General features: G+C 38.6%; 14 protein-coding genes. 5 read left to right on the top strand and 9 right to left on the bottom strand.

Going from position 1 to position 10,598, the window contains the following annotated elements; genetic code table 11:
* Nucleotides 1–127: 127 nt before the first annotated feature.
* The 5 genes from B4G94_RS20170 to B4G94_RS20150 form a co-directional block, all read right to left on the bottom strand.
* Nucleotides 128–403: an IS66 family transposase gene (locus B4G94_RS20170; RefSeq protein WP_286861451.1), complete on the bottom strand. Its 276-nt coding sequence runs from the start codon at nt 401–403 to the stop codon at nt 128–130.
* Nucleotides 381–737, bottom strand: a complete 357-nt coding sequence (locus B4G94_RS20165) for an IS66 family transposase (RefSeq protein ID WP_286861449.1) — start codon at nt 735–737, stop codon at nt 381–383. The genes B4G94_RS20170 and B4G94_RS20165 overlap by 23 nt, the downstream gene beginning before the upstream one ends.
* A 117-nt stretch (nt 738–854) precedes the next feature.
* Nucleotides 855–1,223, bottom strand: a complete 369-nt coding sequence (gene tnpB, locus B4G94_RS20160; RefSeq protein ID WP_286861447.1) for an IS66 family insertion sequence element accessory protein TnpB — start codon at nt 1,221–1,223, stop codon at nt 855–857.
* 114 nt (nt 1,224–1,337) lie between these two features.
* Nucleotides 1,338–1,595: a hypothetical protein gene (locus B4G94_RS20155; RefSeq protein WP_286861445.1), complete on the bottom strand. Its 258-nt coding sequence runs from the start codon at nt 1,593–1,595 to the stop codon at nt 1,338–1,340.
* Nucleotides 1,596–1,754: 159 nt separating this feature from the next.
* Nucleotides 1,755–2,321, bottom strand: coding sequence for a TetR/AcrR family transcriptional regulator (locus B4G94_RS20150; RefSeq protein WP_286861442.1), 567 nt, complete (start codon nt 2,319–2,321; stop codon nt 1,755–1,757).
* Between the two features lie 104 nt (nt 2,322–2,425).
* Between B4G94_RS20150 and B4G94_RS20145 the strand changes: the two genes are divergently transcribed.
* The 3 genes from B4G94_RS20145 to B4G94_RS20135 all read left to right on the top strand — a co-directional run bounded on the left by B4G94_RS20145 (nt 2,426) and on the right by B4G94_RS20135 (nt 5,228).
* Nucleotides 2,426–3,430 (top strand): hypothetical protein, encoded by a 1,005-nt coding sequence (locus B4G94_RS20145; protein WP_286861439.1) that lies wholly within the window; start codon nt 2,426–2,428, stop codon nt 3,428–3,430.
* Nucleotides 3,431–3,556: 126 nt separating this feature from the next.
* Nucleotides 3,557–3,901: a nuclear transport factor 2 family protein gene (locus tag B4G94_RS20140; RefSeq protein ID WP_286861436.1), complete on the top strand. Its 345-nt coding sequence runs from the start codon at nt 3,557–3,559 to the stop codon at nt 3,899–3,901.
* Between the two features lie 164 nt (nt 3,902–4,065).
* Nucleotides 4,066–5,228 (top strand): IS3 family transposase gene (locus tag B4G94_RS20135; protein WP_286861433.1). Its coding sequence is split into 2 segments (ribosomal slippage): nt 4,066–4,318 and nt 4,318–5,228, totalling 1,164 coding nucleotides; the frame shifts between segments, so codons are not numbered across the junction.
* Between the two features lie 149 nt (nt 5,229–5,377).
* Here the strand turns inward: B4G94_RS20135 and istB are convergent.
* The gene (gene istB, locus B4G94_RS20130; RefSeq protein WP_286861430.1) at nt 5,378–6,115 is read right to left on the bottom strand and encodes an IS21-like element helper ATPase IstB; all 738 of its coding nucleotides are present in this window, start codon (nt 6,113–6,115) and stop codon (nt 5,378–5,380) included.
* A 17-nt stretch (nt 6,116–6,132) separates the two neighbouring features.
* Complete coding sequence (gene istA / locus B4G94_RS20125; RefSeq protein ID WP_422663710.1) at nt 6,133–7,608, bottom strand: IS21 family transposase; 1,476 nt, start codon at nt 7,606–7,608, stop codon at nt 6,133–6,135.
* Nucleotides 7,609–7,901: 293 nt separating this feature from the next.
* Between istA and B4G94_RS20120 the strand changes: the two genes are divergently transcribed.
* A complete protein-coding gene (locus B4G94_RS20120) occupies nt 7,902–8,345 on the top strand; it encodes a hypothetical protein (protein WP_286861425.1) in 444 nt (147 codons plus the stop codon).
* 525 nt (nt 8,346–8,870) lie between these two features.
* On the opposite strand, the gene B4G94_RS20115 is transcribed toward B4G94_RS20120, so the two are convergent.
* Both B4G94_RS20115 and B4G94_RS20110 read right to left on the bottom strand, forming a co-directional pair.
* Nucleotides 8,871–9,182 (bottom strand): hypothetical protein, encoded by a 312-nt coding sequence (locus tag B4G94_RS20115; RefSeq protein WP_286861423.1) that lies wholly within the window; start codon nt 9,180–9,182, stop codon nt 8,871–8,873.
* A gap of 44 nt (nt 9,183–9,226) precedes the next feature.
* A complete protein-coding gene (locus B4G94_RS20110) occupies nt 9,227–10,123 on the bottom strand; it encodes a hypothetical protein (RefSeq protein WP_286861421.1) in 897 nt (298 codons plus the stop codon).
* Between the two features lie 146 nt (nt 10,124–10,269).
* Here B4G94_RS20110 and B4G94_RS28130 point away from each other — a divergent pair, with 146 nt between their 5' ends.
* Nucleotides 10,270–10,530 carry an RES family NAD+ phosphorylase gene (locus tag B4G94_RS28130; RefSeq protein ID WP_376786674.1) on the top strand — a complete coding sequence of 87 codons (261 nt, stop codon included), beginning with the start codon at nt 10,270–10,272 and terminating at the stop codon, nt 10,528–10,530.
* The last annotated feature ends 68 nt before the right edge of the window (nt 10,531–10,598 follow it).

Raw genomic sequence — 10,598 nt, 5'->3', positions numbered from 1 at the left:
ATTGAGGGAAGTTATGACATTTTAGAAAGGAAAAATATCGAACATTTTGTTATTTACAATTTAGACAATGCAATTGAGGTACTATCAGATGAGCCAGCCACCTTTCGATGGCTTAGTAAGGATGAGGTTAGAAGTTTTGAAGATTCTTGACAGGTATGAATGCTACCTTGGTAAGATCTTCCATATACACCGCCAGTTTTTTGAACCTGCTCATGGTATAGGCAAAAGCCTTATAGATGTCACTTATTTCATTCAGCTCAGGTATGTCCTGTTGTAGCCAACGCCCGAATTCCATCCATATAGGTTTTTCGCTCTGCTGTCTGATCGAAAGGTGTTCCTCTGCATTGAGATCTTTGATGTCGCGTTCCAGATTGTATAGTCTAACTGAATAGCTCCATAGCATATTCAGTCCTGTCGGGGCCATTCGTTATTGCATCACTGAAATACCTTCGTACGTGGGACATACAGCACATAAGCATGATGTTTTTATTGTCATGTAAGCTCTGATACCCGACATATCCATCACTTTGGAGATAGCCCTTGTAGTTCCGCAATATTTTTTTTTGGATTTCCTGACCACGTCCGCTATGGTATTCAAAGAATGTCAGGTTTGTTACGGGAGATTGTATCGTCCAAAAGTACCCCCGGTGTGTTTTTCCCTTCTTATTTTTGTCCATTACCCGCACGGTAGTTTCGTCCATCAGATAATCGCTCTTCAGGGCCTCTTTTTGTAGCAATTGGTAGAGCGGATCCAGTAACCTGCAAGCTCTGGATGCGTTTTTATAAGTGTATAAGATAGTGGTTTCTGTACTTTATCACAAGTTTTAAAAGCTCTGTTTTATCATTTTTTTAGCTTATTCTTCCAATTGTGGCAGCGGTTTTCTGTTATGAACCGTACCTGATTTTTCCTGTTGGAAGACCACGCCTCGGACAATCTGTAAAAGTTGGATTTCGCTGATATAATACCCTTGTCCATCTACGCGCAGTGGAGGCATCTCAAACCGGCCTCTATCCATTTTCTTGTTATAGATCACAAAGCCACCATGATCCCAAAACAAAAGCTTGATGCTGCTCATCGAAGCTGCCAGAAAAACAAATACATCTCCGCAGGCGGGATCCCGCCTGAGTTCCTTCCGTATAATGCCACAGAGTCCATTGAAACTTTTACGCCCGTCAACACAAAAAGGGTAAACAAAATATTTGGGGTCAGTGGATGCATTCATTTCAAAGTCCTAAAAGTAAACGGATATATTCCACAGAAATGGCCTGATGGAAACAGATTGTTTTACCATTAATAGCAATACTGGCAAAAAGGACAGGACTGGAATCAGCAAGTCTTATAACCGGATCTGCTGTACTATCGGAAGTTCCAGAAATTGACCATAACTCTTTGGCTTTCCGGAATACTTACCATTTTTACGCTCAAGTTTACGCCAGGTATAGAATGTCCCGGAAGAGATGTTGCGGGATCGACAGAACACATCTGGTTCTACATGATCACTGACCTGGTCATACACCCTGAGTAAAGATAAAATTTCTTCTTTGCTGCGACGAACCGTAACGCGCTTAGGTTTTATGGATATAGAATCGCTCATGCTTATAGTTTTATAGAAAGCAAAAGTATACCCTATAAAAAATTTGTCAAGATGCTACTCAGAATCTTATCAAAAATTCGTATTCTTCAAAAATTCTTGGGTGGATGCAAGATTACTACCATAAAGTTCTATGTTGGATAGTTAATAGAATTCATTAATCTACCTCTCAATGATTGAGATAAGTTTTACCATCATCTCAATTACTTTTTCCTTGGTCAAAGGAATAACATTATTTACAATGGTATAGCCTTCTACAAATGGAATTAGAAAACTTACGATCTCCTCAGGCTTGCTGCAAAATGCAGCAACTAGATCTATCATCCACAAGCAGTACGTTTTATAATAGGTTTCCACAGCGTTTTGCAGTTCCTTATTTCTGGATGCTAAAGTCCATATCTCTTGAAACATCAAAGTTTGATGATTGGATCTGCCATCAATGAGTAACATACTCAATACCTTTTCCAAGAAAACATCTTTATCTGGCATATTCTCGGCTGTTAAAAGTTTGATGGCTTTAGTGAGTTCTTTCTTGCAACTTTCAAAGTAAAATTCCACTGTGGCAATCAAAAGAAGATCTTTATCCTTGTAGTAGTACTGTAGATTACTCAGAGACAAATTAGCATTTTTTGCTACTTTCCTCATAGATAGGTTTTCCGCTCCTTCCTTGATAAGTAAAGTTATTGTTGTCGATAAGATCTGATTTAACCGCTCTTCTTTTTTGTCCATCTGGTAAATTTAACAATAAATATTAAAATATTTTTTTATTTAGGTCAAATGACCTATATTTGTATTAGGTCATTTGACCTAAAATTATTGATATATATTTTATTATGGAATCACAGAAAAAAAGAATTTTGATTGTTGGCGGTTACGGACAGGTAGGGACCAACGTCGCACGTATAATTAGAGAAGCAGATAGCACCATTGAACTTATTCTTGCGGGTAGAAATCCCCAGAAAGGTGAACAGCTGGCCAAAGAATTAACTCCCGCCGAAACTGCCTATATCAATCTGGAGGAAGGATTTACTTTAGCCGAGTTTCGAAAAATTGACCTTATAATATCAGCGTTGGATGACCACAGCAATATTTTAAGGGAATCTGCTATATTGAACGGCATTGCCTGTATAACTGTTAGCGAATTGGCTAATCAGATTTCTACTACGGCATTTCTCAGTTTGCATAAAACAATTTCTGCACCTATAGTATTTGCTGGGCATTGGCAGGCGGGACTACTGACACTTGTTGTAAGGGAATTGTCTTCTCGATTTAGCCGAATCACGCGTGTCGAAACTGCAGGATTATATGATGAAAAGGATCCTGTGGGACCACTAGTTGCAGAAGAGGTCACCGGTTTTGTAGGTCAGGCATTGATCCGCCAGGATGGAAATTGGCTGTATGTCGATTCAAAAGAAAATACAAGAGTGCTTAATCTTTACGATGATTCATTGGTAATAGGTCATCCCATGAGTGCTTTGGATGTTCCCAGTATCGCCGCTTTTACGAGTGCTCACGATATTCGATTTGATTTCGCTGTCGGGGAATCGATTGGTAGCAATAGAGGTTTGACAGCATCACACGATTTATATATTGAGATGGAGGGTCTCTCATTATCAGGCCAAAGGAAGAAACTTCGAACCATAGTCTCCGGTCCTAAAGGAAATTCTCATCTTACTGCTGTCGGTGTATATTTAATTGCTGAGAAGATCTTAGGTCTTAAAGGACAATATGGACAGAAAACCGGAGGTCTTTATCTTCCTGAAACTATGATCTTATCGGAGAACATTATAAGCCGTTTATCAGAATTCGGAATACAAATTATTGAAGAGAACTTTTAAAGCTTTAAGCCATCTTATCGGTTTAATTTTATTATGAAAAAATCGTTAATCATTATGGCACTATTTCTTGTCACATCCAATTTTAGCGCCCAGACAAAGAACAATCATTTAAAACAACATACAAAAATGAATAACACGACAATCCTGCACAAAGCCAATGAATTTGTATCAAATGGCGATTATGAAAGTTTTCTAGATTACTGTACCTCGGACACCAAATGGGTATTCGTAGGAGAACGTACCCTTAATGGGAAAGAAGAAGTCCGAGCTTATATGAAAGAGTTCTATCGGGAACCACCTGTTTTCAACGTGGAAAAGGCTATCGAAGAGGACAATTTTGTTATGGTTACTGGGGAAATCAGATTAAAAAACAAGACTGGGAGATACGAATATTTTGATTACTGTGATATATGGCGATTCGAGAATGGGAAAATAGCGGAGTTGAAAGCATTTGTCATCGAAAAGAAGTAAGTTTAAAACATAAGTGGTGATGCTGAGTGCGTATTCAATTCGGCTAGGAAATGCGGAGAAATGGTAGTTCACTCTAAATCTTAAAGCCAAGAACCCGTTTTACATTCTGTAATCTCCCCTAAAAATAGCTACGATTATTAATGTAGTTTTATAAATTAGGGACAATGAAAAAAAGTAAATTCAGCGAGCCACAGATCATTAAGATCTTATCACTTCAGGAATCAGGTCAATCGGTATCTGACATCTGTCGCGAGCATGGGATCAGTCAGGGAACATTTTATTCGTGGAAAAGTAAATACTCTGGAATGGAGGCTTCTCAGCTCAAACAAATGAAAGATATGGAACGAGAGCTGGCTCAATATAAAAAGATAGTTGCCCAACAAGCTCTGCAGATTACGGTTTTAAAAGATGTTATCGAAAAAAAGCTCTAGGGCCTGTCGAGAAGCGTGAGCTTGTTGGCTACTCGCGAGAGGAGTTTGGAACCAGTCTTCGTCAGGCCTGTAAGTTATTTAATATCAGCACATCGGTTTATTATTACCAAGCCAAGCGCAGCGATGACAGTGAGGTAATAGAGCAATTATCCATCCTTGCGGATCTTCATCGTACTTGGGGATTTTGGATGATGTACCATCGTTTTAGGAAGCTACAGTTTATGTGGAATCACAAACGGGTATATCGTATTTACACTGCGATGCGGCTAAATCTGCGCAACAAGCGCAAGAAACGTTTACCAGCACGAGTAAAAGCTCCGCTATTATGCCCAATTGGGCCAAATATTACATGGAGTCTTGATTTTATGCACGATACACTATCTATGGGCAAGAGCATTCGGACACTGAATATAATAGATGATTTTAATCGGGAGGCATTATCTATTACGGTAGACACCAGCCTTCCTGCAGTCAGAGTGGTCAGAGAACTAGAAAAACTTGTAGAATGGCGAGGAAAACCGGAATGCATACGATCGGACAATGGCCCTGAGTTTCTTGCGGAGGTATTACAGGAATGGTGTTCCCAAAACGGCATTGAATGGCATTTCATCCAACCGGGCAAACCGACCCAAAATAGTCTTATCGAAAGGTTCAATAGAACATTCAGACAGGATGTCTTGGACAGTTATATGTTTGAAAACCTCACTGCGATCAGAAAATACGCCAATGCCTGGGCATGGATGTATAATAATGTCAGACCACATTCTTCGCTAGGGCAACTTACACCTGTAGAATTTTTAATGAAATATGGGAAACAGGAGAATTTCCCAACCTTCCAACGAGATAATAACAATAAATTCGATTGGAATTATTTAGTTTTGAATATAGCTAGTTAGGGTGAGATTACACTATTATTAGCTTCTTTATTGTATTCTTATCTGTTCCAATCTGAGGAAATATTCCCACCTGTCTATTTCGGTGATACTGGGCCAATTATTTCGCTAGTCAATGGGCCACTTTCCGATTACAATAATATGCAATTCAATTAAGATTCCAATTTCTTTTTTCTACGATAGGATTCGCCTGTCAGTTCGACTCTATGCGAGGAGAAAGTAACCCTGTCCAGAATGGCATCGGCAATAGTACTTTCGCCTATCAGTCCATGCCATTTTTCTACGGGTATCTGAGTAGCTATTATCAGTGAGGCACTATTATAGCGATCTTCTATGATATCCAATAGTGCCGTCCTTGCCTGCTGATCTATGGAAGTGAGTCCAAAGTCATCAAGTATAAGTAATTCCGCTCTTTCGAGCTTTTTGAGCAATTTATGGTAAGTTCCATCCAGTCTGGCAATTTTCACCATATCAAAGAACCTACCCGTATTGAGATATAGTGTCCTGAACAGCATCTGACAGGCTTTGATACCTATGCACTGTGCGAGGAAGCTTTTTCCGCAGCCAGCAGGGCCTGTCAGGACAATGTTCTCCCGGCGGTTTATAAAGCCCAGTGAAAGCAGTCTTTCAAACATATTTCTGTCAAGGCCCCTGGAAGGATTGTAGTCAATATCTGTGGCGGAGGCCTTTTCCTTGAAAGAAGCCCTGTAGATCAGATTATCAATATTCTTATTCTGTCTGGCTTCCCATTCGGCATCGATGATGGTCGCCATAAAGTCATCCAAACTCATTTCACGATAAAGATTATCACTTAGGCTACTGCGATAGAGTTCAGCCATGGTCATCATACGCATCTTGCGCATTTTTTCAATTGTTGTGTTTTCGTTCATATTGTTATTGTTTTATACTATCTGTAGATTGAGGTATCCCGTAGATTTTCATGTACAGGAATGTGGAAAGTCTGTTGCTCCAAACCTTCTTCGAGGGTATCAAGTCTGTTTTTTAGGATATTATGTATTGTTTGATAGGATGATTTGTGATGAGAAAGTGCTCTTTTACATGCATTTTCAACGCGAGAAGTACCATATGTTTTAACAAAAGAAAGTATTCCCTGAGCCTGCTTGTAGCCCAATTCGGGGTAATTGTACTGCCCGATCAGTTTGCGGATATATTCCTGTGCATATGGCCCAACANNGTGCGAAGAAGGCATATGATCCCCTATGGTGGCATAATTTCCTGGACGAAAGCTTCTCTGATGCTTGGCGATACGTTGAAAGTTATAGAAGACTTCTACTGTTTCATTGTTGTATTGGACTTCGACGTAATGTCCGATATAACGGTGAGGTACACTGTAGTAGTTTCGATCTACACTCAGGTAGACATGGGATATCTTCTGCACTTTCGCCCGTCTGAAATACCTCAGGTTATATGTTGATACAGGAAGCGGGGTCAGATATTCTTTTTCCAGATCAATGAACTGGCTTCTTCTGGTTGCCCCCCCATGTGAGAAAAGGTAGTCATTGTATAGCACCAACTGCTCCGCTATGGCCACATTGAGCTCTTTCAGACTAAAGAAGGTCTGCTTATCCAGTGGGTAAAAGATACGCTGATAAACCAATGTTACGCTACGCTCTACAAGTGCTTTATCCTGTGGGTGATATGGCCTTGCAGGATCAACTACACAGTTATGGAAGAGAGCAAAGTCTGCAAGTGTCTTGTTGATTTCAGGAGCATATTTAGAGCCCTTACTAACAGCTGATTTCAGGTTGTCGGATACAATAGCCTGGGGCACACCGCCTGACCACCTAAGGCAGCTCTCAAGACAGTCGATAAAGTCTTCACGCTTTTGGCTGGCAACGGCTTTTACAAACGTATATTGACTGCAGGGGTAAACGGCTACGAAGATTTCCACGGGAATAACTTCACCGGTGATCCGGTCAACATACGACATCTTTTTACCTGTAAAGTCTACAAAAAGCTTTTGCCCCGCTCTATGTTCCAGCTTTCCTGAGGCTTTGACCTGACCCCGCCATTTTCTGTAATGGGTTGTAAACTGTGTATAGCGATATCCATCTGGATATTCAAGGAGATAGTTGTGCCATATGGTCCGTAGCGTCGCTCCAGGGCGTTTGAGTTCATTCTGTATTTTACTGAACTCAGAGGATAGGGTTTCGTAACGTTTCTTTTCTGTCTGGTCTTCTTCTGTGAAAAGGTCGTGAAGCTCGGCATCATCCATGCCCAACAGTTCGGAGTGATCCAATTCCAGTAAATTAAACCGACTAATATAGCTATCTACCGTTTTACGGTTGATGTTCATCATCTGGGCAACCTTACGGTTACTAAGTCCTTTTTTCTTAAGAAGGATCAGTGTTCTAAGTTCCATTTTGTCTTTCCGTTGTCCTGCCATGCTGCTGTGATATATTTATACAACAGCAACTTAAGCAGTTTAAGGGAAAGTGGCCCAATGACCTCCGTTTCTAAGTGCGAATGGCCCAATGACCTCCGAAATTAAGGAGATTTTTTGGCCCAGCGACTTCCGAAATAATTGGCAAATCAAACCGAATTAACTGGCCCGGTGACCTCCGTTATAGACAGCATAAGGGTATAAAGCTAGTTAAGCTTTGGGAAGCCGGAGAAAGTGATGCGGATTACAATAAGGAAATAGAGTTTGGAACTTTGGATATCTGTCTAAACATTACACGCACTCGTGCTAATATAACCAGTATAACCTTTGGTGATAAAACTATTCATTTTGATCCGTTGACAGGTGCTGCCTATTTATTTAAACTTCGTGATGCTTCTGGAAGAGAAGTTAGCTTAAAGCCATATCTGCTAAAATATGCTTCTGAGGTTACCAATAAGAGTGAGGTTCTAAAGAATATTACTCTGGATTATTCAACGGATAGAAAATTATTCCTAGATATTGAAAATGGAGTATTAACCATTGACAACTTCTCTGTTACTGGGTTTCTAACTATAGATGATTTAAGCACTAAAAAATATTTTACGTTGACAGATCAGGTGTGGATGATCATGGAAGAACTTTTTAATAAAAGAAGGATGTCGTTATCGAAGAGTGGGTTGATCTGGAATATTCGTGAGCCTGATATTAATATTTGATGAATTGATGCACTAGTTTACGAAATAGTGGTACAACATGAGCAGATCGGTGTCGGATACGAAAATCCAGATACTGTCATTCCGAAAATATTCATGATTTCACGCAATCTGCCGAAACTGTAACGCAAACTGTCGTGCCAGGGGAATAATTCAATAAGACTATTATTCAATTATTCAAACGACACGGTCATGAAAGAAAAGCCCCATTCGATTTTTCGTTAGTGTTTGCTTTTAAAGGAACTCAAGAGGGCTTCGCCGTTTTGAGCGCTTCAAGGCAGAAGCCATGCAAGGTCTTTACGAAGGTAAAAGTTTGTCTCCCAATGATGGCGTTCTAGCGCCGTTAATGAAGCATCTGTTGGAATCAATGATGATATTTAGTATCGCCTACAATACTGCTGTTATACTTTAAAATAACTTAATTGAAAGAGAATAAGGCTGTTGTAACTTCATAACAGCCTTATTCTCATATAGATGTTTACGTTTTTATAGTAAAAATCTAAAACTGAATATATCTATTTAATTTTTTTATTCAGCAATAGGAATTTTATAAGTTAAAGTATACCAAGTAATTAATACAAAGAGTAGCAAAGAAAAAATTAGTAATATTAATTCAAAAACATATGAACCTTTGTTTCTTTTAGTTTCCTCGATAATAAACTCTTCACCCTTTTTATGACGAATGTTAAAATCTAAATTCAATACAGTTTTTATTGTGTCTAAAAGAGGACTTATCAATAAAATATAAGCTGAAATTATGATGACATTTTGATTACTTTTATGAAGAAGCATAATTAAAATGCCATAATAAATAATTGTAAATGTGTATTTTACCTTCATGAGAAGTATAGTAGTTTGATAACTCAGTTTCTTTAATTAAATATTTAATTAGCTGGTGGTGTTTCTGCGCCTTCATCTCCGGGATCACCAAAGTCTGCCCAATCAGTTGGAGGTGCTGTTACTTCGCTTCCGAAAAAATACTCTCTAGCTAAGCAAATTCCAAATGTTATTGCCATTCCTGCAGCATTACTTCCTACGGCGGTTCTAAACGCAGAGGTCGCAACATTCACAATCCCTTGATATCCGAGATTATAGCCAGTAATAACACCATGTAGTTGTTTAAAAAGTTTAAATGATCCAACAATTGCACCTCCTACGGCCTCCAATGCACATGCTCCGACATCTTGCCAGGTCATATCTGCTGGGGGCTGGGAGGGGTCAGTGTCAGGTGTAGTAGAATCATCCCCCGATGCTCGCAAACCGATTCTTTTTGTATCATCTTTAAATGGATTCAGTTTTTTACCCATCAATCGTGCTATTTTAGTGCCAGATAATTCATGATTTGTCCTTAATCTAGCGGATATGTTATAGAACACGTCTGATTGTATTTCGGCATTTTCTTGCGTTAATTCAGGGTGTTTATTCATAATCACCAAAACATTTGCTAGATTTTTAGCATTTAATGATAAAAACTTTTCAGCATCCAAATTATTCTTTAAATAGAATTCATTAAGATCATTATAACTAGGGTTAAGTTTCGAAAGATTAACGTAATCTTTCACCAGGGCAACCCCACCTGACTTGTTCAGTTCCTTAAATATTATCATAGTGTTTACAACAATACTGTCTAAGGAGCTTGCAAATGTTTCACTATTGACCAAATTGTTGGATATTTCGTCAATCTTGTTGTTTTCTTTTACTGATAGAGATGGTTCTTTTTTGCAGCTATTAAAAATAATAATTGAGCAAAAAAAGAAGAATGTTAATAATGTTTTCTTCATAATTATTATGATTTGGTTAATAAACAATTACTGAATATAAAAAGCATTTTCCATAAATGCAAGTCCAATTGAAAGATAAAGTACATAAAACATTATAATTATAAATGAATCAAATGTTTAACGTTTTAATTATACATCTATGAAAAATGGTATCCTTATTTACTAAAACTCGAAGAAGAGTTGCCAAAACCGTTCGGAAGCAGGATGTAAACCTTGATTACTTGCCTACCCAATATCTTTGTGAGTATATTAAGTCATTAGGTTTCCATGCGGTAGAATATCGAAGCGCAATGAAGGCCGGAGACTATAATTTGGCAGTTTTTAATGATGCTGACTTAGTTTGTACAGAAGTAACATTATCATGTGAAATGCTTGAAAATATGATTGGTAAGTTTTATATAGTTTAGGTGAAGAATGTGAAATGATTTTGGTCGATTGGAATAGGATGGAATTAATCGATTTGAGAAACCGAAAT

This window comes from Sphingobacterium sp. UBA7625, assembly GCF_002484085.1.
In the GTDB taxonomy this organism is placed as follows: Bacteria; Bacteroidota; Bacteroidia; order Sphingobacteriales; family Sphingobacteriaceae; genus Sphingobacterium; species Sphingobacterium athyrii.
Note: the sequence above shows the minus strand (reverse complement) of the source record. Positions and strands in the feature narration are given on the sequence as shown.